The sequence below is a fragment of the Streptomyces sp. NPDC101178 genome (assembly GCF_044767965.1).
Classification (GTDB): domain Bacteria; phylum Actinomycetota; class Actinomycetes; order Streptomycetales; family Streptomycetaceae; genus Streptomyces.
On the sequence record NZ_JBIWOZ010000004.1, the window covers coordinates 37,717 to 60,207 of the forward strand.

Genomic DNA, 22,491 nt, shown 5'->3' on the forward strand with positions numbered 1-22,491 from the left:
ACCGACCGGAACACCGGAACAGGAAGCCATCCCGTGACGAACGGATCCCCTGACACCTGGCTCAGCCTCCACTGCTTCCTGCGCTCGGCCCCCGAGGACGTCGACGCGTTCCTCACCGAGGACGTGGCGCCGCTCCTCGACGGGCTCGGCTCCGGCGGCTGGTTCTTCATCCGGTACGACGAGGGCGGCCACCATCTGCGCCTGCGGGTGCGCGGCGCGTCCGAGGCGCGGGAGGCGTCCTTGTCGAAGGCTCTCGCGCGGCTGGCCGAGCGGGTGCCCGTTGCCGGCCCCGGACACGGGCAGGCCGCACACGGACGGGACGTACCCGGACAGGCGGAGCACGCCGAGGTCCGCGAGGAGCCGTACGTTCCCGAGACCGCGCGCTACGGAGGGCCCGCGGCCCTGCCGGTGGCGGAGGAGGTGTTCCAGCGCTCCAGCCGGGTGGCGGTGCGGGCCGTACGGGACGCACCGCGGGGCAGTGCGCGGCTCGCTCTGGCCATCGATCTCGCGCACGCCACCGCCCTCGCCTGCGGCATGGACCGGTTGGCGGCGGCACGGTGGCTGCGGCTGCACGCCGCGAGCTGGCGGTGGGCCGAGGGTGTGCCGCTGCTCGGTCCTCAGCACATCCACGCGCGGGTCAACAGCGTCTACGCGCTCCAGCGCGACGCGCTCGCGAGCCGGGCGCGGGACCTGCGGCAGGCGCTGGAGGACGGTACGGCCTCCGGTGCGGCGGCCGACTGGTACGACGGCGTCCGCGCCGCCGACCGGGCTCTGGGCGCCGTCTCCCCGCCGGTGGGCCGCCCGTACGTCTGGGCGTCCCAGCTGCACATGCTGTTCAACCGGATGGGTCTGGCGCCCGACGAGGAGCGGGCGGTCTGCCGGCTGGCCGCGCGCACGCTCCTGGACCGTGGCGATCCGGCCTCGTACTTCCCGGACGGCCACACCGCGCCCGACCGGCAGTACCTGGAGCGGAGCAAGTTCCACCTCGGGCGGGAGCAGGACTCGGCGCCACGTGACGTACCGGCCCGGGAACACGGCCTCCGAGGCGGCATCGAACTCCCGCTCCCCGCAGGCCCGTTCCCGGAGGTGTCGCTGCACGCGGTGATGAACGGCCGGGTCTCCCGGCGGGGTTCGCTCACCGGGCCGCTGGAGGCGGCCTCGCTCGGCACGCTGCTGTGGGGCGCGCACGCGTCCGGGCACGAGTCGGTCCTCCGGTTCGCCGGCGGCGGTGAACGGGTCCTGCGCCACCGGCCGTATCCGAGCGCCGGCGCCCTCTACACCGCCGGTCTCCGGCTGATCGCGCTCGACGTCGAGGGGCTCGCGCCGGGCACCTACCAGTGCGTGCCGGAACACCGCTCGCTGCGGTATGTCGGCCCGGCGCCGGCCATGGACGACATCAGGTCGCTGTCCTCGTACCTCTCGCGAGCCGCCGACGACCCCGACGCCATCGTCCCGGACGCGCTGCCGGTGGTGCTCGGTCTCTACGTCGATCTGGGCCGGCTCCGGGAGCGTTACGGTCTCCGTGCTCTGCGCCTGGGTCTCCTGGAGGCGGGCCACCTGGCGCAGTCGCTCCTGCTCACCGCCACCGCGCTGGGCCTGGGCACCACACCGCTCGGCGGGTTCCGGGACGACCTGGCGCACGAGGTCTTCGGGCTCGACGACCTGGACCAGCCGCTCCAGTACATCCTGCCGGTCGGCCGCCCCCTGGATACGCCCACGCCGTAGAGGCCACCGCTCAGGCGAACGCGCCGAGCGCCACCTGCGCGGCTCCTGCGAGCAGCGCGTCGTCGGGCTCGGCGTCCTCGGTGTCGCGGCGGGAGAGGACGGCGATCGCGATCGGGGCGGCGCGCGGGGGCCAGACGATGGCGACGTCGTTGCGGGTGCCGTAGGCGGCGGTGCCGGTCTTGTCGCCGACCACCCAGCCGCTCGGCGTGCCCGCGCGGATGGTGTGGTCGCCGGTGGTGTTGCGCTTGAGCCAGTCGGCGAGCACGGTCCGCTTGTCGGCCGGGAGCGCGGAGCCGAGGACGTACGCACGCAGGTCCGTGGCCAGGGCGCGGGGCGTGCTGGTGTCACGGGGATCGCCGGGCGCGGTGTCGTTGAGGGCGACCTCGTAGCGGTCGCAGCGGGTGACGCGGTCGCCGAGCCCGCGCAGCGCGTGCTGGAGGCCCTTGGGGCCACCCAATTCGCGGAAGAGGAGGTTGGCGGCGGTGTTGTCGCTGTAACGGATGGCGGCGTCGCACAGTTCCCGCAGGGTCATGCCGGTGGAGACATGCTTCTCGGTGATGGGCGAGTGGGGGACGATCTCCTCCTGGCCGTAGCGCACGAGGCGTTCCATCTGCGGCAGGGTCTTCCTGGCCAGGACGGCACCGACGATCAGGGCTTTACAGGTGGAGGCGTAGGCGAACCGCTCGTCCGGGCGGTGGGTGACGGTCCGGCCGTCGCCGGTGTCGATCGCGTACACGCCAAGCCGCGCGTCGAACTTCCGCTCCAGCTCGGCGAAGGCACGGTCGGTACGAGGCGGGGCCGAGGCGGACGGGGAGGGTCCGGAGCCGGAGCGGCTCGGCCCGCTGCGTCCGTCGGTGGCGGTCTCCGCTCCGGCAGGGGAGCAGCCGGTCAGGGGGAGCAGGGCGGCGCCGGTCAGTGCGGCGAGCGCGGAGCGGCGCGAGACATGGGCTGGCGTACGGGAGGGCACGGCGGTGGACCTCTCTCTCGGCGGTTTTCGTTCGTGGAGCCCGGACTTGTTCGCCCGGTCGCGGCCGGACCGCGGGGCCGCGTCGTCGGCCTCCGCGGAGTCAAACCCGCCGCCGGTCCGCATGTCGAATACGATCTCGGCATCGGAGTGATTCATCTGCCATATCGCCGCATGCCAGGGAGGCGGAGTGCTGACGGAACGGCATCTGGAAATCTTCGTCGCCTTGGCGGAGGAGGAGCATTTCGGTGCCGCCGCCCAACGGGTCGGAATCACACAGCCGCCGCTCTCCCAGGGGCTGCGCCGGCTGGAGGCGCTGCTCGGTGTCCGACTGTTCGAGCGGGAGCGCGGGGTGTTCCTCACCGAGGAGGGCGCGTTGCTGCTGCCGCACGCCCGGCGTGCTCTGGCCGCGCTGGCGGAGCTTCGTGAGACCGGTGCCCGTGAGCACGCGGACGGCCGCCGACTGCGGTTGGGGCTGGCGCCCGAGGTGCCGGCGCCGCTCGCCGCCGATGTGGCGGCCGCGCCGGTCCGGGCCGGTGACCGGGCCCGTATCAGCACGGTGACGGCTCCCACCGCGGCCCTGCTCTCCGATGTCGCGTCCGGCCGCCTCGACCTCGCCGTGGTCAGGCATCCCGCCGTGCTGCACGGTCTGGCCGCCGGACAGGTGATCCTGCTGCCGACCTGGATCCTCGCCCCGGCCCACCTGTCGGCCACGGCCCCCCGGCGGCTGCCGGTCGCGGTACGTCCCCGGCGCGAGGCGCCCGCCGCCCATGACCTGTTCGTCGACACACTGGCGAGCCGGGGCCGCCGGGTGGAGACGGTGGTGGTCACCGACGAGCGGGCCGGGCTGGCGCTGGTGGCGGCGGGCCAGGCCGTCCTGGTCACGGCGGACGAGGCGCTCACGGCCTCGCAAGTAGAACGGCGGCCCGCGACCGACCCTCCGCTCCCTCTGCGGCTGCGGGTCGTCTGGAACCCCCGGCGTTCCGGCTCCGGGGATCCGGCCGGGACGGCACGGCTGCTGGAGGACGTCCTCGCCGCCCGTACGGCGGCCCGGTGAACGGCCCGCGGCGCGGCGGCGGGGTGGAGCGGACCATCCGCTCCCTGTTCGACGACGCCGGTGTCCGGGGCTGGCTGCACGTGGCGCAGTTGGACCGCCCGTCGGCCCGCGTGGTCATCGACCCGGACGAGCAGGTGCCGATGGGCTCCGTCTACAAGGTGCCGCTGATGACCGCCTTCTGCCGGCTGACCGACGCCGGGCGGGTCGACCCGTGCCACCGGCTCACACTGGAGGCCGCCGACCGGGTGCCCGGCCCGACGGGCCTGTCCATCCTGCGCGACCCGGTCACGATGTCGCTGCGCGATCTGGTGGTGCAGATGATGAGCGTCTCCGACAACACGGCGGCCCATGCCGTGCTGCGTACGGTCGGTGCCGAGACCGTCGACCGGGTGTGCGCGGATCTCGGCCTGCCGCACACCCGGATCCACGGCGGGGTCGTCGGTACGTTCGACCGGCTGCTCGCCGACACGGGGGCCGGGTCGCTGGACGCCGCCATGGCGCGGGTCGCGGACAACGACACCGTCGTACCGCCGGACGTCTACGACCCCGCGTACAAGGCGTCCTCCACACCGGCCGAGATCGCCCGGCTGCTCCGGGCGATCTGGACGGACGAGGCCGCGTCCCCGGAGAGCTGTTCCTTCATGCGCGCGGCGATGCGCACGCAGCCGTGGAGCCACCGGCTCGCCTCGGGGTTCCCGTACGACGACGTGACCGTCTACGGCAAGACCGGCACGTTCGGCTCGATGCGCCACGAGGCGGGGGTGGTGGAGCTCGGGGACGGCAGCGTCTACACGGCCGTGGTCTTCACCCAGGCCGCCCGCGCCGACAAGAAGCTGCCACGCGCGGACGCCGTGATCGGCGCGGTGGCCAGGGTCGCGGTGGAGGAACTCCGTACGAACCAGGATGCGTGAGCCGCCGCCGGACGCGCGGTGCGGCAGCCCGGCTCAGGACAGCCCCTCCATGGAGGAGAGGTTGTGGCTCCGACCCGTGACGAGCGTGAACAGTTCCTGGCCGCACCGCACATCGCCGCGCCGGCCGTGGACCTGGCCGAGGAGGGGCGCGCCGAGCGACGGGCCGCCGGCCCCGCAACGAGAAACAGGGCCCACCCCCGAGGGGGTGGGCCCTGTTCTCACCGCTGGAGGATCAACGGCCCTGGAGGTACTGGGCGTAGAAGTAGCCGTGCTCCGCCGCGACGTGCTCCCGGCTCTCCGTGGCGTGGGTGATGCCGTACGGGCCGCCGAGGTTGGTGTACTCGGCGTGGCCGCGGTGCGCCTCGACGGCCCCGTAGCCGGCACCGGCCTTTCCGCCCTCCCAGCCATCGGCCGCGGCGGGCGTGGCCGCCACGAGGCCGGCCACGGCGACGGTCGCAAGAGTGACGGCGATACGACGAAGCATGGGTGCTCCTTCTCAGCAACTGCGTAACGGATGGTGCGGAGCCCTAACCATTACGCGGGAGGTGCGGGTCGACCGGGCGGACACGCACATGCCGGAGGCAATACACCTGGACGGCCGCACCCGCCTCCAGCGTCCCTCTTCCGGCATGCCGGCGCTCACGCCCTCCGACAAAAAATCCCCGGTCCGCAATTGCGTGCCAGGGATTCTTCCGCGTATATTTGATTCTTCTGTATTCATGCAGAAAGGCCTCACGCGGAGGCCTTATAAGAAGAACCATATCCGGCAGGGAGCCGTTTTGTCAAACCGGGAAGCCGTCGAATTGCGGGAAGAGCAGGAATTCGTCGACCGTGTGCACGCGCGCGTCGACGAACTGCGCGGGGTCACGGCCCGGCACGTCGAGGAGGCGCTGACACCGGTGGGAACCGGGCTGCAGGCGCGGCTGGAGCGGGATGCGCTCGTCGCGGAGCGGTCGGGTCTGCTCGCCGCGCTGAACGCGGTGGACGGTTCGCTCTGTTTCGGGCGCATCGATCTTTCCGACGGTGGGGCGCACCATATCGGGCGCATCGGGATCCGCCAGGACGACGCCGAGCACACGCCTCTTCTGATCGACTGGCGGGCACCGGTCGCGCGGCCTTTCTATCTCGCCACCGGACATGTGCCGATGGGGCTGCGGCGGCGGCGGCACATCACCTCCGAGGGGCGTACGGTCACCGAGCTCCACGACGAGATCCTGGACCTCGGGGACGCGGACCGGACGGGTTTCGAGGACCGCAACGGCGACGCCGTTCTGCTGTCCGCGCTGAATTCCGCCCGTACCGGCCGTATGGGTGACATCGTTCGGACCATCCAGGCGGAGCAGGACCGCATCATCCGCGCCCCGCACCGCGGTGTCCTCGTCGTCGAGGGCGGGCCCGGCACCGGAAAGACGGCGGTCGCGCTGCACCGGGCCGCCTTCCTGCTGTACGAGCACCGCGAGGTGCTGGCCAAGCGCGCGGTGCTCATCGTGGGCCCCAACCCCGCCTTCCTGCGGTACATCGCGGAGGTGCTGCCCGCGCTCGGCGAGACCGGTGTCCTGCTCGCCACGCAGGCCGAGCTCTTCCCGGGCGTCCACGCCACCGGCATCGACACACCGCGGGCGGCTGCCGTCAAGGGCGGTGCGCCGATGGCGGAGGCGCTCGCCCTCGCCGTCCGCGACCGGCAGCAACTGCCGGAGCCCGGTGCGCCGTTGGTCATCCCGCACGACGACGGCGACCTCGTCCTGGACTGGGAGATCGCGTACGAGGCCCGGCAGGCGGCCCGGGACACGCTGCTGCCGCACAATCTGGCGCGCCCGCACTTCGCGTTCCGGATCATCGACGCGCTCACCGAGCAGCTCACCGAGCGCATCGGCGCCGATCCGTACGGCGGGCCGAACTTCCTCGGACCGGACGACATCGCGCAGCTCGGCAAGGCCGTCGCGATGAGCCCGGAGGTGCACGAGGCGATCGAGTCGCTGTGGCCCGCGCTCACTCCGGAGGAGTTCCTCGCCGGATACCTGGCCGAGCCGGTGTACGTACCGGAGGCGGACGCCGATGTGCTGCGGCGGGCGGCCGGTGACGGCGGGTGGACCCCGGCCGATGTCCCGCTGCTCGACGAGGCGGCCGAGCTGCTCGGGGCCGACGACAGTGGGGCGCGGGCCGCCGCCGAGGCCGAGCGCCAGGAGCGGATCGCCTACGCGCAGGGGCTGTTGGAGCTCTCGCGCGGTTCGCAGACGTACGAGTTCGAGGACGAGGAGTCCGAGGTCCTCGCCGCCCACGACATCATCGACGCCGAGCGCATGGCGGAGCGGCACGAGGAGACCGACCACCGCAGCGCGGCCGAGCGGGCCGCCGCCGACCGGACCTGGGCGTTCGGGCACATCATCGTGGACGAGGCGCAGGAGCTGTCGCCGATGGCCTGGCGGCTGCTGATGCGGCGCTCCCCGACGCGTTCGCTGACCCTGGTCGGCGATCCGGCGCAGACGTCAGAGGAGGCGGGTGTCGGCTCATGGGAGAAGATCCTCCAGCCGTACGTCGGTGACCGCTTCGAGCATGTGACGCTCGGGGTCAACTACCGTACGCCCGCCGAGATCATGGAGCTGGCGGCCCGTGTCGTACGGGAGCGGAACCCGTCCTTCGTGGCACCCGGTTCGGTGCGGTCCACCGGTGAGGAGCCGTGGGTGCGGGAGGCCGGTGCGGATCTCGCGGGCACGGTGGCGAAGGCGGTCGACGAGCTGACGCCCGAGGAGGGCCGCCTCGCGGTGATCGCTCCGCGCGCGCTGCACGAGGAGATCGCCGCCCCGCTGGAGGAGGTCACCGCAGGCGCCGAACCCGACCTCACCCGGCCGGTGGTGCTGCTCGATCCACGGCAGGCCAAGGGGCTGGAGTTCGACCATGTGCTGGTCGTGGAGCCGGGCCGGTACGGGACGAGCGACCTGTACGTGGCGCTGACCCGGGCCACCCAGCGGCTGGGCATCATCCACCGGGAGGCGCTGCCCGCGGCGCTGCGCTGATCCCGGCCGTCACGCCCCCCTCGCCCCCCATCCGTCACGCCCCTCGGCCCGCGCCGAGGGGCGTTCTCGTTGCTCCGGCACCTACCACCCCACCACCTCGCTGCTTGATAATGCTCGAAACTCGGGCCTAATATGCAGCTTCAAGCATCACGCGTGGGATGGGGAGATTCAGATGACGCATGTGGCACGGGAACTGGCCAGTCAGCCCGAGTGCTGGCAGCGGGCAGCCGGGATGGCCGAAGGGCTCGTGGGACAGCTCCCGGCGGCCGGCGAACGCATCGCCGTCGTCGGCTGCGGCACCTCGTACTTCATGGCCCAGGCGTACGCGGCGCTGCGCGAAGGCAGTGGCCAGGGCGAGACCGACGCCTTCGCCGCGTCGGAGTTCCCCGCCGGCCGCCGCTACGACCGGATCGTGGCGCTGAGCCGCTCCGGCACCACGACCGAGGTGCTCGGCCTCCTCACGCGGGCCCGGGGCACCACGCGGCGGACCGTGGTCATCGGGGATCCCGACTCCCCGATGCCGGCGCTGGCCGACGACACGGTGGTGCTCGGCTTCGCCGACGAGAGGTCCGTCGTCCAGACCCGGTTCGCGACCTCCGCGCTGACCCTGCTCCGCGCCCATCTCGGCCTGCACACCGACGCGGTGGTGGAGGACGCGCAGGTCGCGCTCTCCGAGCCGCTGCCGGCCGGTCTGGTGGAGTGCTCACAGTTCACCTTCCTCGGCCGGGGCTGGAGCGTGGGGCTCGCCAACGAGGGCGCGCTGAAGATGCGGGAGGCGGCGCTGGCCTGGAGCGAGGCGTATCCGGCGATGGAGTACCGGCACGGCCCGATCAGCATCTCCACCCGTTCCACCGCGACCTGGATGCTCGGTGACGCGCCGGCCGGGCTGTCCGACGAGGTCCACGCGACCGGGGCCCGGTGGGTGGCGGGCGGGCTCGACCCGCTGGCGGAGCTGGTCCGGGTGCAGCGGCTCGCGCTGGCGATCGCTCAGGCCCGCGGCCTCGATCCGGACCGGCCGCGCCACCTGACGCGCTCGGTCATCCTCAGCACGGCCTGACGGCCCCTCACCCCGGAGTTGCCATGCCCATCGCCGCCACCGGCGAGCTGATCGCCGACGCCGCAGCCCGGCGCGGTGCGGTCGCCGCGTTCAACGTCATCACCCTGGAGCACGCGGAAGCGATCGTGGAGGGAGCGGAGGCCGTACGGGCGCCCGTGATCCTCCAGATCAGCGAGAACGCGGTCAGGTACCACCGCGGCCGGCTCCGCCCGCTGGCCCGCGCCGCGCACGAGAGCGCCCGGGCGGCCTCCGTACCGGTCGCGCTCCATCTCGACCACGTGCACTCCCCCGAGCTGCTGCACCAGGCGGCGGAGTGCGGGTTCGGCTCGGCGATGTTCGACGCCGCCCGGCTGCCGTACGCGGAGAACGTGGCGGCCACCCGCGCCGCCGTCGCGTGGGCGCACGGGAACGGTCTCTGGCTGGAGGCCGAACTCGGCCAGGTCGGCGGCAAGAACGGCGCGGCGCCGCTGGACGCCCATGCGCCCGGAGCCCGGACGGATCCTGAGGAGGCGCTCGCCTTCGTCGCCGCCACCGGCGTGGACGCGCTGGCCGTGGCGGTCGGCACCTCCCACGCCATGACCTCGCGCGACGCCCGCATCGACCACGACCTGCTGGCCCGGCTCCGTGAGGCCGTGCCGGTGCCGCTGGTGCTGCACGGTTCGTCCGGCGCCTGCGACGACGAGCTGACGCGGGCCGTCGCCGGAGGGATCGCCAAGGTCAACATCGGGACCGCGCTGAACATCGCGATGACCCAGGCGATACGGGAACGCCTCGCGCAGGACGAACGGGGCGTCGATCCGCGCGCCTACCTCGCCCTGGGGCGGGACGCGATGGCGCGGACGGTGAGCCGGCTGATCTCCGTCCTGCCCGCGCCCGCCGTGGATGCCGTCTAGCGGGACCGCCTCCGGGCGGGGCCCCGGTCGGTGGGCCTTCGCCCGATGCGCGTTCTCCTGACAGAGTTATTGGTCTATACCTTGACTGGATCATGCCAATTCGCTTGAGTGTGTTCACACCCCCATCACGGACACGCCCGGACTCTGCACATCTCCGGTCCGGGCGGCCCGTTGCGCGTATTGGAGTGATCGAGTGCTCAGACATCGCCTCGCGAGAACGCTCATGGCTCTGCTCCTCGCCACAGGTCTTGCCGTGGCCTTCGCCCCGGCCACCTCCGCCGCCCCCGCCAAGGCCGCCGCCGGCCCGTGCGACACGGCGCCCAACTGGCAGGCGGGCGCCTGGTACACGGCAGGAACCGTCGTCCGCTTCAACGGCAGCTACTACATCGCCGAGCACGACAACCCGGGCTACGACCCGACGATCAGCACCTGGTACTGGGACCCCTACAACTGCGGCGGCGGTGGCAACCCGCCCACCACCGGCTTCCCGGTCAGCCAGGCCCAGTTCAACCAGATGTTCCCGAACCGCAACTCCTTCTACACCTACAGCGGCCTGGTCTCCGCGCTGAGCGCCTACCCGGCGTTCGCCAACACGGGCAGCACCGAGGTCAAGCGCCGTGAGGCGGCGGCCTTCCTGGCCAACGTCAGCCACGAGACCGGCGGCCTCGTCCACATCGTGGAGCAGAACACCGCCAACTACCCCCACTACTGCGACTGGAGCCGCCCCTACGGCTGCCCGGCCGGCCAGGCCGCCTACTACGGCAAGGGCCCCATCCAGCTCAGCTGGAACTTCAACTACAAGGCCGCCGGTGACGCACTCGGCATCGACCTGCTGAACAACCCCTGGCTCGTCCAGAACAACGCCTCCGTCTCCTGGAAGACCGCCCTCTGGTACTGGAACACCCAGAACGGGCCGGGGTGGATGACCGCGCACAACGCGATCGTCAACAACCAGGGCTTCGGCCACACGATCCGCGCCATCAACGGCAGCATCGAGTGCAACGGCGGGAACCCCGCCCAGGTGCAGAGCCGTATCGCGAAATTCCAGCAGTTCACCCAGATCCTGGGCACCACACCAGGTTCCAACCTGAGCTGCTGATCCCCCTCCGGGCGGGGGGGGGGGGGGGGGGCCCCCCCCCCCGCCGTTCCCGTCCGCCACCGTGGCGGACGAAGGGGCAGGACCCGGGGCCTACGGTCCCCAGGCGTGCAGCAACGCCGTCAGGCCGCCGAGCACCCTGCGGCCCGGTGCCGCGTCGATCGGGATCGCGGAGGGCACGGCCACCACCCGGCAGCCCGCCGCCTCGGCCGCCGCGACGCCGGTGGGGCTGTCCTCGACCACCAGGCAGGCGGCGGGCGGGAGCCGGAGGCGCGCCGCCGCCTCGACGTACGGGTCCGGGTGGGGCTTGGAGCGGTCCGTCTCGCCGTCCGCCACCACCGTACGGAAGGCCTCGGCGCCCAGCGTCCTGAGCACCGCGTCCACGACCCGGCGCGGGGAGGCCGAGACCAGGGCGGCGGGGACGTCCCGCTCGGCCAGCCGCTCCAGCAGGTCGCGGGCGCCCGGGCGCAGCCGTACCCCCTTCCCGACCGCCGTGAGGAACGTGTCCTCCAGGTCGTCTTCCAGGGCCGCGTTGCCGGCGGCCCGCAGGTTCAGCGTCGCGAGGTAGGCCGCCGTGTCGGCGCAGGTGCGGCCGAGGACTCCGGCACCCTCCTCGTCGGTCAGGGTGTGGCCGTGGGCGGCGGCGACCTCACGGGTGGCTTCGAGCCAGAGGGGTTCGGTGTCCACCAATGTGCCGTCCATGTCGAGGAGGACGGCCTGCGGCAGGGTCGGCACTGCGGTGCCGTCGAGGGTCCAGTGCGAGTCGGGGGTCCGGTCGAGCGCGGCGTACACCTGGGCGGCCACGTCCTCGTGCCGGACGGGGCGTACGGGAGTGGCGCCCGCCGTGATGTCCGGGCCCGCGCAGGCCAGCCAGGCGGTGCGTTCGGCCTCGCTCGTCCCGCCGTGGCCGCCCTCGTCCCGGTGCCCGTGGTCGGTGACGACGAGGACGGTCCAAGCCTCGCCCTCGTACGTCGGGCGCTCGCGCAGCGCGGTGAGGAGGCGGCCGAGGCGGCGGTCGGCCGAGGTGATGGACTCCTCGTAGGCCTTTCCGCAGCCGAGGTGGTGGGCGGTCTCGTCCGGGGCGCCGAGGTAGACGAAGGAGGCCTCGGGGTCTTCGTGGGTCAGGACGGCGACGGCGTCGCGCACGGTGGCCTCGTCGGCGTCCTCCCAGGCCTGCGGGGCGTCGGCGGCCGGGGCGTGGTGGGTGAGGCGGGTGGGGCGGCAGAACAGCGGGCCGCCGTCGGCCACGGTGAGCAGCGGTTCCCATGCCGCCGCGACGAAGGTGCGGCGGCCGTCCTGGCGGGCCAGCCGGGTGGCGAAGTCCGGGAAGACGCCGAGGCGGTGGCCGGTGAAGTCGTTGGACCACACGGCGTGTTTGGTGACGCGGACACCGGTGACGATGGTCGCCCAGCACGGGCCGGACATGGTGGGGGTGGACTCCGCGACCGTCACGGGGGCCAGGAATCCGGAGTTCGCGACCGTATCGAGGTGAGGTGTGGGGACGCGGCCGAGGGTGTCGAGGCGTACACCGTCGATGCCGACGACGAGCACGCGGCGGGCGCGGGGCATGGGGTGCCTTCCGGGGATCTGTCGGGGGTCAGGCCTGCTGGTGGAGGGTGCTGGGGTCCACCGCGTGGGCGAACGGCAGCCCGTGCGCGTACCGTTCGAGCTCGTCGACCGCCGCGTCCGCCAGCCGGTGCAGCTCACCGCCCTGCGAGCCCGCGATGTGCGGGGTGAGCAGCACGTTCGGCAGGTCGTACAACGGCGATTCGGCGGGCAGCACTTCGGGCTCGGTGTGGTCGAGTACGGCGTTCAGACGGCCGGTGGTCAGCTCCTTGACCAGCGCGTCGGTGTCGACCAGTGAACCGCGTGCGGTGTTGACGAGCGTCGCGCCGTCCCGCATGAGCGCGAGGCGTCCGGCGTCGAACAGGTGCCGGGTCTGCGGGAGTTCGGGAGCGTGGAGGGTGACCACGTCGCTCTGGGCGGCGAGCGCGTCGAGATGCGTCAGCTCCACGCCGAGAGCCCGCGCGCTCTCCTCGTCCAGATACGGATCGTGCACGAGGACCCGCAGATCGAAGGGGCGCAGCAGCTCTGCGACGCGCCGGCCGATGCGGGAGGCGCCGACGATGCCCACCGTGCGGCGGTAGTTGCCGATGGACGGGAACGCGGTGAGGAGGTTGACCCGGGTCCGGGAATCCCGGTAGACGCGGGCGCTCTCCAGGACGTGCTTGTTGGTGAAGAGGACGGCCGCGACCGTGTACTCCGCGACCGGGAGTGCGTTGGCGGTGGCAGCCGTGGAGACGGTGATGCCCCGGTCCCAGACGTCCTGGGTGATGTGGTGCTTGACCGAGCCCGCCGCGTGCACGACGGTCCGCAGGCGGGGCATGGCGCTCAGGGCCTCGGCGGTCAGGCGCGGGCAGCCCCATCCGGTGAAGAGCGCCTCTGTGTCCCGGAGCGCCGCGCGCTGTGCCGGGTCGTCGGCGTCGAAGTCGGTGACGACCAGCGCGGGTTGGACGTCGGCGACCCGGGCGAGGCGCTCCAGCGCCTCCGGGCGGAGGATCGCGTCGCGGGTCTCGCCGCTCATCGCGAGGACGGTACGGGGTCGGGTGCGCGGCCGGCTGGAGGAGGTGGCGGGGCGGCTCACTTGACGGCTCCTGCGGTGAGGCCCGAGCGCCAGAAGCGCTGCAGGCAGAGGAAGGCGACGATCAGCGGGACGACGGCCACCAGGGAGCCGATGATGACCAGGGGGTACAGCTCGGGCTGCTGGTAGACGTTCTGGTTCCACATGAACAGGCCCAGGTTGACGGGGTAGAGCCGCTCGTCGTTGAGCATCATCAGCGCGCCGTAGAAGTTGTTCCAGTTGGCGGTGAACGAGAAGAGGAAGATGGTCACGAAGCCGGGCGCGAGCATCGGCAGGGCGACCTTGGTGAAGGTCGTGAGCTCGCCCGCCCCGTCCACCCGGGCCGCTTCCAGGACCTCGCCCGGTACGTATCCCTCGGAGAAGACGCGGGCCAGGTAGACGCCGAACGGGTTGACCAGGCTCGGGATGAGCACGGCCCAGTAGGTGTCGACGAGGCCGAGCTCCGAGGCCATCAGGTACAGCGGGAGCTGGACGACGGTGGACGGGATGAGGACGCCGACGAGGACGACGCCGAACAGCTTCTCCTTGCCCCGGAAGGCGTACTTGTCGAAGGCGTAGCCGCAGGCGACGGAGACCAGCGTGGAGAGGACGGCCGCGACCAGGGTGTAGAGGAGGCTGTTGAGCAGCCAGCGGCCGTACAGCCCGTCATTGTACGCGAAGAGGGCGTCCAGGTTGGACAGGAGGTGGAAGTCGCCGAGGCTGAACGGGTTGGTGGCGAAGAGGTCGCGGTAGTTCTTGGTGGCGGCGATGAGCAGCCAGGTGAGCGGCATCAGGGTGTAGACGGCGACGACGGCCAGGACGGCGTTGACCGCGACCTTCGAGGTGAGCCCTTGGGTACGCCGGGGGCGCCGGGGCGGGGACGGCCGGCGTGCGGGCGCGAGGGCGGGTGGTGCGTCGGGGGTGGCTGTCTGGGTGCTCATGATGCCTTCCACCGGTTGCCGAGCTTGGTGACGACGAAGGACAGCAGGCCGGCGACGAGGGCGAGGATGAGGGAGCTCGCGGCGGCCAGGCCGTAGTCGTGGCCCTTGAAGGCCGCGGTGTAGATGAACATGGTCGGTGACCAGTCCTCGCCCATGGTGTTGGCCCGGAGCTGGACGAGTTTGGGGGCGTCGAAGAGCTGGATGGCGCCGACGCAGGTGAAGAGCAGGGTCAGCACGACGGTGGGCCGGATCATGGGGACCTTGACCTGGAGGGCGGTGCGCAGGGCGCCGGAGCCGTCGACGGTCGCGGCCTCCAGGACCTCGCGCGGGACCGCCTGGAGCCCGGCGTAGAAGATGATCATGTTGTAGCCGGTCCACTGCCAGGCGGAGATGTTGACGACGGAGTAGATCGCCTCGTCCTGGCCGAAGAAGTTCCAGTTGGCGCCGAGTACGTCGAGCACGTCGGTGACCGGGCTGAGGCCCGGTGTGTACAGGTAGAGCCAGATGAGCGAGGCGATCAGGCCCGGCACCGCGTGCGGCAGGAAGTAGGCGATCTGGAAGAAGCGGCGGGCGCGGGCCATGGCCGAGTCGACGAGCAGGGCGAGGATGAGCGCGCCGCCGACCATGGCCGGGATGTAGAGGACGCAGTAGAAGGCGATGTGGCCGAAGGAGCGGAGGAAGGCCTCGTTGCCCAGGGCCTCGGTGAAATTGCCGAATCCGGCGAAGACGCGTTCGGTGCCGCCGAATCCGAGGCCGGAGGACTCCTCGCGGAAGAGGCTCATCCAGGCCGCGTAGAGCATCGGCAGGACGGTGACGGCGGTGAAGAGGGCGAAGAACGGCACCGTGAACAGGGCGACGGCCCGGCGCCGGCCATGCCGTGCGCCGGGACCGCCTGCGGCTCGGCGCTCCGCCGGTCCGGCGGGGCCGGCGGACGGCGGTGCGGCCTCGGGTGGTGGGGTCTTGGCCGGCCGGGTGAGTGGGGCTGCCACCTGGTGCTCCTTCGGCGGGTTGGGCGGGCGGGAGGGTGCCGGGGCGGGGCGGTACGGAAGGGGATCGCCTTCCGTACCGCGCCCGGACGCCGGACTACTTGTCGAGCTTCAGGCCGCGGTCCGTGACCGCGCTCTCGCCCTTCGCCTGTCCGGCGCTCAGCATCTTGGTGTGGTCCCCGCCCGCGGCCATCTGCGCCGAGGTGACCTGCTGCTGCACCGGACCCCAGCTCCAGCCAGGCACGATGGTGTCGGCGGCCTCGCCGGCGAGCCGGTAGACGTCCTGGTCGCCGAAGTAGGAGTTGTCGAACTCCTTGGCCGCGGCGGCCCGCATGCCCTCGTTGGCGGGCAGGGCGCTGCTCGGGGTCTTGAGGGAGCTGAGACGGGCGGTCATGGCCTTGGGGTCGGTGGTGACCCACTTGATGAACTCGGCGGCCGCTTCGGTGTGCTTGCTGCCCTTGGGAACGATGTAGGAGGTGCCGCCGTACATGCCGGTGCTCGGTGTGCCGTCCCAGGTCGGGAGCGGGGCTATGCCCCACTTGCCTTTGCTGTCCGGGTAGCTGACGGGGAAGTTGCCCGCGCTCCAGGCGGCGCCGATGATGGTGGCGACCTTGCCGGTGGCGCGCTCCTTGGTCTCGCCCTCGCCCCAGAGCGGGGTCCTGGAGGCGAGGCCGTCCTTGAGGAGGCCGTCCCAGTAGGCGGCGACCTTCCGCGAGGCGGGTTCGTCGATGTCCACCTTCCAGGCGTCGCCCTTCGTGCCGTACCACTGGGCGCCGGCCTGCCAGGCGAGACCGGAGAGGAGAGCCGGGTCGCCGCCGCCGAAGTTGGTGATGGTGAGGTCCGGGTCGCCCCGGTGGATCTTCTCCGCGGCCTTCCGGTAGTCCGCCCAGGTGGTGGGCGTCTCGACGCCGTACTTCTTGAAGAGGTCCTTGCGGTAGTAGAGCTGGATGGGCGTCACGTCGAAGGGGACGGCCCAGGTGGAGCCGCCGAGGTTGACCAGGGACTGGACGGCCTCGGGGAACTCCTTCCTCACCAGCTCGCCGGAGGTGGGGGTGAGGTCTTCGAGGTTGCCTTCGCTGGCGTACTCGGGGAGGGCGGAGTAGTCCATGGTGGCGATGTCGGGGGCGTTGCCGCCCTTGACCGCGTTGGAGAGCTTGGTGACGCCTTCGGGGCCGGCCGGGACGAGCGAGAAGTTCACCTTGATGCCCGGGTGCGTCTTGTTGAACGCGTCCGCCGTCTCCTTGGCGCCCGCGGTGGCCGACCAGTAGGTGAGCGTGACGGGCTTGCCGTCGCCGGGACCCGACGCGTCGGCGTCCGAGCCGCCACCGCAGGCGGTGGTGAGCAGGGCCAGTGCGGCGGCGGACGCCACGAGGGCGAGGCGGGTGGTGCGGTGCGTACAGGGCATGGGCCGGCTCCTACGGGACCTCGAACTGCGGGAGATGAGGCGAACGGCACACATCATTTTGCGCAGAACCGATCACCGTCAAGAGCAAATGACCGATTCAATCGAATCGATCACCAACTGGTGAGGGTGCGGCGCCTTCGCGTGGCGAGTCGGAGCACGCGAAAAGCCGTACCCCATGGGCCTGTTGGCCCGGGGCACGGCCGGTGGCGGAGTGCGCTCACGACGGCGGAGGGCGCGTCACCTCAGGCGCGGGCAGCAGCCGCTCCGCACGAGACCCGGACGCGCAGCGTGGGCAGGAGGTCGAGGTGACGGCGGGCGGCGGGGGCCTCGCCGGGCACGCCGAGCCGGGAGAGCAGGAGCCTCGCCGCCGCCGCACCGACCCCGTGCTTGTCCGGCGCCACGGCGGTGAGCGGCAGGTCGGCCAGGCTCGCCACCTCGTCGTCGTACGCGATCACCGCCAGGTCCTCCGGCACCCGCACACCACGGGCCTGGAGGCGCGGGATGAGCACGATGGCGTCCGCGTCGCTGTGCACGATCGCGGCGGTGACGTCGCCGCCGGCCACGCCTTCGCAGAGGTACTCCAGAGTCCGCTCGAAACGGTCGGCCTCCGAGCGTGAGGGCGTGCTCTGCAGGGGTGAGGCGGCGACCGGGCTCAACCCGAGCGCGGCGACGGCGGCCGCGTAACCGTCCCTGAGCCGGGGGGCGGTGGGGCTCTCCTGCACGGCGAGCGCGATGGACCGGTGGCCGAGTCCGGCCAGGTGCGCGACCGCCTCGGCCGCACCGTGGGCGTGGTCGGAGCGCACCCGGTCCAGCCGCGCCGCCGGGTGGCCGATCGGGGCCCAGCGCTCCACCAGGACGACCGGAGTGTCCTGCTCGGCGGCCCACAGCCCCTCGCCCGGTTCCGGGTGGCCGCGCTCCCAGCTCGGCGTCAGGAGAAGGCCGTCGGCCCCGGTGGAGAGCAGGCGGCGGGCCTGGGCCGCGTCCTCGTCCGGGAGGTAGCGGGAGAGCCCGATGGTCAGGCGCGCGCCGGCGGCCTCCACCGCTTCCCGGGCGCCGCGCACGACGTCCGCGTAGTAGTACTCGGTGGTCGGCACGACCATGCCCACCACGAGCCCTTCGGCGGAGGGTACGGCGGAGGGCGTCGGCCTCACCTCGCCGGAGGGCCAGACCACCGCGCCGTGCAACCGCTCCACCAGCCCCTGGGCCGCGAGCGTCTCGACGTCCCGGCGCAGGGTGACCGCGGACATGCCGAGTTCCTCGGCGAGTTCGGCGACCCGGAGGCTGCCGCGTTCGCGGACGAGCTGGAGCACCCGCTCGTGGCGCTGGTCGACGTGGAGTCGCATGGATCCCCTTGGCTTCGTGGGACGGCTGTGACGGTGATGGCTGCGCTGGCTCAGCCCCTCAACCATATCGATCGCATCCGCTCGAAACGATCCCACCGGCAGCTTTGCCTCCGCCGTGCGGTGGACGCGCCAATGCACCCGGACAGGGCCATACACCGCCACTGAAGCGATCAACACGATCAATTCGGCCAAAGTTATTGAGCGGGTTGCCGGATGGCTGTTAGAAAGTGCCCTGCTCGCTCTGAACCGCTCAGAACAGTCGGATCCAGGGATCTGGTCAGCGCTCGGCGCACCGGTTCCGCCGGAAACGAGACACCCGACCCGGAGCTCACCATGACATCTGCCTGGTCCCGCCGGACGTTCCTCGCCACCTCAGCCGTGCTCACCGCCGCGGGCGGCAGCACCATCGCGACGGCCGCACCCCGCACCGCTGCCGCCGCCTCCGTCGCCGCCTCTCCTTCCGCCTCCGCCGACGATCCGTACGCCGCACTCCGCGCCACCTGGAGCGCGCTGATCCTCGGCGAAGGGTTCAGCCCGACCGCCGAACCCTTCAAGAGCAGGCTGGCCGCGCTCGGCACCCAGGCCCGTGACCGGCTGGACACCATGGCCCCGGCGGACGGGGCGCTCTGGCCGGACGCCGTGTACGCCGACCCCGACCCGGACACCGACCCCGAGTCGTACGGCTTCTCCGCGAAGATGGCCGAGAGCTTCATCCGGCTCAACACGATGGCGCAGGCCTTCCGCCAGCAGGGCACCGGCCTCACCGGGAACACCGGTCTGCGCGACGCGATCGTCACCGGCCTGGAACACCTCAACAGCCAGGTCTACAAGGCCGGGCAGGTGCGGTACGGGAACTGGTACAGCTGGCAGATCGGCGCGCCGCAGGCCCTGCTGGACGTGTGCGTGCTGATGTACGACGCCCTGACCCCGGCGCAGCTCGGGCGCTACTGCGCCGCCGTCGACCACTTCGTACCGGACTCCGCCGTCGCCTCGTACACCGGCACGAGCACCGGGGCGAACCGGGTCGACCTGTGCCGGGTGCTGGCCCTGCGCGGGGTCGTCGGCGGGAGCGCCGCCAAGATCGCGCTCGCCCGGGACGCCCTCTCCCCCGTCTTCCCGCTGGTCACCAAGGGCGACGGGCTCTACGCCGACGGCTCGTTCATCCAGCACACCACCGTGCCCTACACCGGCAGTTACGGGTCGGTGATGCTCGGCGGGCTCGGGCTGCTGTTCGCGCTGCTCAAGGGGACCACGTGGGAGGTGACCGACCCGAAGCGGCAGGTGGTGTTCGACGCGGTGGAGAACGCGTGGGCGCCGTTCCTCTACAACGGGCTCGTCATGGACTCCGTCGCGGGCCGTGCGATCAGCCGCGGTGAGGTCGACGACCACCGGCGCGGCCATCCGATCCTCGCCTCGATCGTGCTGCTCGGCCGGGGCGCGTCGGCCGCCGAGAACGCGCGGTGGCGGGCGCTGGTGAAGGGGTGGTCGCAGCGCGACTACTACAGCCCGCCGCTGGACAATCCGTCCCTCAACCTCACGGCGCTGTCCCGCCTCAAGTCCGTCCTGGACGACACCTCGCTCACCCCGCTCCCCGAACCGGAGGGCCACCGCCTCTTCCCCGACATGGCCCGCGCCACCCACCGCCGCTCCGGCTGGGCCGCCGCCCTCTCCATGGCGGACCGGCGGATCACGTACTACGAGACCGGCAACGGCGAGAACCTGCGCGGCTGGCACACCGGTTCCGGGATGCTCTACTGGTGGGGCGACACCTTCGCCAACGGCCAGTACAGCGACGCCTTCTGGCCCACCGTCGACCCGTACCGGCTCCCCGGCACCACGGCCTCGCGCAAGCCTCTGGCCGACGGGGCGGGCGGCGACTGGGGCGTGGCACTGCCGGATGTGAACTGGGTCGGCGGGGTCACGGACAGGAAGCGGGCGGCGGTCGGGCAGTACCTCAAGGGGCTGTCCAGCACGCTGCTGGCGAAGAAGTCATGGTTCTTCCTGGACGACACCGTGGTCTGCCTGGGTGCCGGAGTCCGCTGCCAGGACGGTACGGCGGTGGAGACCACGGTGGACAACCGCAACCTGGGGCCGACGGGGAACGCGCCCTTCACCGTCGACGGCTCGGCGAAACCCGTCACCCGTCCATGGTCGGCGACGCTGACAGGCGCCTCCTGGGCTCATCTCGGCGGGCACGGCGGCTATGTCTTCCCGGGCGGTGCGACCGTCAAGGCGCTGCGCGAGAACCGGTCCGGCCGGTGGCGGGACATCAACACCGGCGGTTCCACGGAGACGCTGACCCGCACCTACCTCACGCTCTGGTTCGACCACGGCCAGAACCCGGCGAACGCCTCGTACGCCTACCAGCTCCTCCCCGGCGCCTCCGAACAGCGCACCGCCGCCCGGGCCGCCGACACGGGCTGGCTGCGGGTACTCGCCAACACCGACGACCAGCAAGGGGTTTCGGTCCCTTCGCTCGGGCTGGCCGCCGTCAACTTCTGGTTCGGCGGCAGCGTCGGGCCGCTCACCGCAGACGCTCCTTGTTCCGTCATGGTCACCGAGCACACCGACGGCACGGCCACTCTCTGCGTCAGCGACCCCATGCGCGCGCGGACGAGCCTGACGCTGACCTGGAGCCGGGCCGTCTCCGCGGTCGTCTCGAAGCCGTCGACCGTGACGTCGGCGACCACCGGATCGTCGCTGCGCCTGGTGTTCGGCGACCTCTCCGGAACGCGCGGAGCTACGCAGACGGTGAAAGTGCGGCTGGCCTGACGGCCGGAGCCGGGGGTTGGGGATACTGACCGCCGGTACAACGGAGTGAGGGATGCGGCCATGGCAGATGATCACCGAGTAGGACCTCCGTCCTTCGGGAGCGAGCGCGAGACCCTGCGGGCCTTCCTCGACTACCACCGGGCCACCCTCGCCATGAAGTGCGAGGGACTGACCGACGAGCAGCTGCGCGAGAGGTCGATGGAGCCGTCGGCCCTGTCGCTGCTCGGGCTGGTCCGTCATATGGCGGAGGTGGAACGGGCCTGGTTCCGCCGGACGTTCGAGGACCGGGACGCTCCGATGGTCTGGTCCGAGAAGATCGACTTCCAGGCCGCGTACGACGCGAGCGCGTCGACCCGGGCGGAGGCGTTCGGCGCGTGGGAGGCCGAGGTGGAGACCTCGCGGCGTATCGAGCGGGAGGCCGGCTCGCTCGACGTGGCCGGCTACCAGCCCCGGTGGGGCGAGGAGGTCTCGCTGCGGATGGTCATGGTGCATGTCCTGCTGGAGTACGGCCGCCACAACGGGCACGCGGACCTGCTGCGGGAGGGGGTGGACGGGACGGTGGGCGCGTGAGGCGGTACGGAGGTGGCAGCGGGGGCGGGCAGGCGCGACCCAGCCCTCTGCCCTCGTCGTCGCCGCGCACCGGACTCGTAGACTCGCGCGCATGACCCAGCAGCGGATAGCTCCGGCCCTCGTTCCCGCGTTCGCGCCCGACGGCGTACTGCGCGCCTCCATCAACCTCGGCAATCCCATCCTGGCCGGCCGGGGCCCGGCGGGCGGCGAGCCTGCCGGTGTCTCGGTGGACCTCGCGTACGCGTTCGGGCGGCGGCTCGGGGTGGACGTCGAGCTCGTGGTCTTCGAGAAGGCGGCGGCTTCCGTGGACGCGGTGAAGGCGGAGAAGGCGGACATCGGGTTCTTCGCCGTGGACCCGGCTCGGAGCGAGGGGCTGCTGTTCACCGCGCCGTACGTCCTGATCGAGGGCAGCTACCTCGTACCCGAGGCGTCCGCGCTGACCGGGAACGGGCAGGTGGACCGCGAGGGGACCCGGATCTCGGTCGGGGCGGGCAGCGCCTACGACCTCTTTCTGACCCGCGCGATCGAGCGCGCGGAGATCGTACGGCTGCAGGGCGCGCCTGCCGCGCTCGCCGCACTGCGGGAGGGAGAGGCCGAAGTGGCCGCCGGGATCCGCCAGTTGCTGGAGGGCGAGGCCCGGCGTGCGCCGGGGGTACGGATGCTGCCGGGGCGCTTCATGGTGATCCAGCAGGCGATGGCCATCCCGGCCGCCCGGGGTACGGCGGCGCAGGACGCGCTGGCGTCGTTCGTGGAGGAGATGAAGGCGAGCGGGTTCGTCGCAGAGGCGCTGGAGCGGCACGGGGTCCAGGGGGCCCTCGTGGCCCCGGCGGCTCCGCTGCCGTCCTGAGCGGTGCCGCTCACCGTCCCGGCTGCCGTCCTGTGCCGTGTCCCGCCCGGCTCAGATCCTCTCCCCGTCCTCCCGCTCCTCGCCGAGCAGGCGCCGGGCCTTCTCGCGCAGGCGCTGCCGGTGTTCGGGGTCGGTCGCCCGGTCGGCGGCGCGGCCCAGTTCCTCGGCGCGTTCGCGGGTGCGGCGGGCTCTTTCCAGCGGGGTGTCGGGCAGGTTCATGGGGTGTCCTCCGTCGTGGTTCCTCCGTCGGCAACCTGGTGTTGCGTGCGCGGTCGGAGCCCCAGCGTCAC

19 protein-coding genes and 1 pseudogene are annotated in these 22,491 nt (G+C 72.2%); 11 read left to right on the top strand and 9 right to left on the bottom strand.

What is annotated here, in order from left to right:
- Positions 1-33 precede the first annotated feature (33 nt).
- Positions 34-1,725 carry a thiopeptide-type bacteriocin biosynthesis protein gene (locus tag ACIRR8_RS12520; RefSeq protein WP_404062678.1) on the top strand — a complete coding sequence of 564 codons (1,692 nt, stop codon included), beginning with the start codon at positions 34-36 and terminating at the stop codon, positions 1,723-1,725.
- A 10-nt stretch (positions 1,726-1,735) separates the two neighbouring features.
- Here ACIRR8_RS12520 and bla read toward each other — a convergent pair whose 3' ends face one another.
- Complete coding sequence (bla, locus tag ACIRR8_RS12525; protein WP_404064272.1) at positions 1,736-2,692, bottom strand: class A beta-lactamase; 957 nt, start codon at positions 2,690-2,692, stop codon at positions 1,736-1,738.
- Between the two features lie 187 nt (positions 2,693-2,879).
- Here bla and ACIRR8_RS12530 point away from each other — a divergent pair, with 187 nt between their 5' ends.
- From ACIRR8_RS12530 to ACIRR8_RS12540, 3 genes and pseudogenes are all read left to right on the top strand, one after another.
- Complete coding sequence (locus tag ACIRR8_RS12530; RefSeq protein WP_404062681.1) at positions 2,880-3,746, top strand: LysR family transcriptional regulator; 867 nt, start codon at positions 2,880-2,882, stop codon at positions 3,744-3,746.
- The gene (locus tag ACIRR8_RS12535; protein ID WP_404062684.1) at positions 3,743-4,657 is read left to right on the top strand and encodes a serine hydrolase; all 915 of its coding nucleotides are present in this window, start codon (positions 3,743-3,745) and stop codon (positions 4,655-4,657) included. The genes ACIRR8_RS12530 and ACIRR8_RS12535 overlap by 4 nt, the downstream gene beginning before the upstream one ends.
- A gap of 63 nt (positions 4,658-4,720) precedes the next feature.
- Positions 4,721-4,810 (top strand): annotated as a pseudogene (locus ACIRR8_RS12540) (pyridoxamine 5'-phosphate oxidase family protein); the annotation flags it as partial.
- 79 nt (positions 4,811-4,889) lie between these two features.
- On the opposite strand, the gene ACIRR8_RS12545 reads toward ACIRR8_RS12540, so the two are convergent.
- Positions 4,890-5,141 carry a hypothetical protein gene (locus tag ACIRR8_RS12545; RefSeq protein ID WP_404062687.1) on the bottom strand — a complete coding sequence of 84 codons (252 nt, stop codon included), beginning with the start codon at positions 5,139-5,141 and terminating at the stop codon, positions 4,890-4,892.
- Positions 5,142-5,460: 319 nt separating this feature from the next.
- Between ACIRR8_RS12545 and ACIRR8_RS12550 the strand changes: the two genes are divergently transcribed.
- The 4 genes from ACIRR8_RS12550 to ACIRR8_RS12565 all read left to right on the top strand — a co-directional run bounded on the left by ACIRR8_RS12550 (position 5,461) and on the right by ACIRR8_RS12565 (position 10,720).
- Complete coding sequence (locus ACIRR8_RS12550) at positions 5,461-7,671, top strand: HelD family protein (protein ID WP_404064275.1); 2,211 nt, start codon at positions 5,461-5,463, stop codon at positions 7,669-7,671.
- A gap of 172 nt (positions 7,672-7,843) precedes the next feature.
- Positions 7,844-8,728, top strand: a complete 885-nt coding sequence (locus ACIRR8_RS12555) for an SIS domain-containing protein (protein ID WP_404062689.1) — start codon at positions 7,844-7,846, stop codon at positions 8,726-8,728.
- Positions 8,729-8,751: 23 nt separating this feature from the next.
- Positions 8,752-9,621 carry a ketose-bisphosphate aldolase gene (locus ACIRR8_RS12560; protein ID WP_404062691.1) on the top strand — a complete coding sequence of 290 codons (870 nt, stop codon included), beginning with the start codon at positions 8,752-8,754 and terminating at the stop codon, positions 9,619-9,621.
- Between the two features lie 223 nt (positions 9,622-9,844).
- Positions 9,845-10,720, top strand: a complete 876-nt coding sequence (locus ACIRR8_RS12565; protein ID WP_404062694.1) for a glycoside hydrolase family 19 protein — start codon at positions 9,845-9,847, stop codon at positions 10,718-10,720.
- Between the two features lie 90 nt (positions 10,721-10,810).
- On the opposite strand, the gene ACIRR8_RS12570 is transcribed toward ACIRR8_RS12565, so the two are convergent.
- From ACIRR8_RS12570 to ACIRR8_RS12595, 6 genes are all read right to left on the bottom strand, one after another.
- Positions 10,811-12,286 (bottom strand): HAD-IA family hydrolase, encoded by a 1,476-nt coding sequence (locus tag ACIRR8_RS12570; protein WP_404062697.1) that lies wholly within the window; start codon positions 12,284-12,286, stop codon positions 10,811-10,813.
- A gap of 28 nt (positions 12,287-12,314) precedes the next feature.
- Positions 12,315-13,301, bottom strand: a complete 987-nt coding sequence (locus tag ACIRR8_RS12575) for a hydroxyacid dehydrogenase (protein ID WP_404064279.1) — start codon at positions 13,299-13,301, stop codon at positions 12,315-12,317.
- Positions 13,302-13,357: 56 nt separating this feature from the next.
- Complete coding sequence (locus tag ACIRR8_RS12580; RefSeq protein ID WP_404062700.1) at positions 13,358-14,278, bottom strand: carbohydrate ABC transporter permease; 921 nt, start codon at positions 14,276-14,278, stop codon at positions 13,358-13,360.
- Positions 14,275-15,267 carry a carbohydrate ABC transporter permease gene (locus tag ACIRR8_RS12585; protein WP_404062703.1) on the bottom strand — a complete coding sequence of 331 codons (993 nt, stop codon included), beginning with the start codon at positions 15,265-15,267 and terminating at the stop codon, positions 14,275-14,277. Before ACIRR8_RS12585 ends, ACIRR8_RS12580 begins: the two co-directional genes overlap by 4 nt.
- A 94-nt stretch (positions 15,268-15,361) precedes the next feature.
- A complete protein-coding gene (locus ACIRR8_RS12590; protein ID WP_404062705.1) occupies positions 15,362-16,669 on the bottom strand; it encodes an ABC transporter substrate-binding protein in 1,308 nt (435 codons plus the stop codon).
- Between the two features lie 242 nt (positions 16,670-16,911).
- Complete coding sequence (locus ACIRR8_RS12595) at positions 16,912-18,012, bottom strand: substrate-binding domain-containing protein (RefSeq protein ID WP_404062708.1); 1,101 nt, start codon at positions 18,010-18,012, stop codon at positions 16,912-16,914.
- A 333-nt stretch (positions 18,013-18,345) separates the two neighbouring features.
- On the opposite strand from ACIRR8_RS12595, the gene ACIRR8_RS12600 reads away from it, so the two are divergent.
- The 3 genes from ACIRR8_RS12600 (at position 18,346) to ACIRR8_RS12610 (ending at position 22,201) form a co-directional block, all read left to right on the top strand.
- Positions 18,346-20,784, top strand: a complete 2,439-nt coding sequence (locus ACIRR8_RS12600) for a polysaccharide lyase 8 family protein (RefSeq protein ID WP_404062710.1) — start codon at positions 18,346-18,348, stop codon at positions 20,782-20,784.
- Positions 20,785-20,844: 60 nt separating this feature from the next.
- A complete protein-coding gene (locus tag ACIRR8_RS12605; protein ID WP_404062713.1) occupies positions 20,845-21,354 on the top strand; it encodes a DinB family protein in 510 nt (169 codons plus the stop codon).
- Positions 21,355-21,445: 91 nt separating this feature from the next.
- Complete coding sequence (locus ACIRR8_RS12610; RefSeq protein ID WP_404062716.1) at positions 21,446-22,201, top strand: transporter substrate-binding domain-containing protein; 756 nt, start codon at positions 21,446-21,448, stop codon at positions 22,199-22,201.
- Positions 22,202-22,252: 51 nt separating this feature from the next.
- Here ACIRR8_RS12610 and ACIRR8_RS12615 read toward each other — a convergent pair whose 3' ends face one another.
- Positions 22,253-22,420: a DUF6381 family protein gene (locus tag ACIRR8_RS12615; RefSeq protein ID WP_404062718.1), complete on the bottom strand. Its 168-nt coding sequence runs from the start codon at positions 22,418-22,420 to the stop codon at positions 22,253-22,255.
- Positions 22,421-22,491 lie beyond the last annotated feature (71 nt).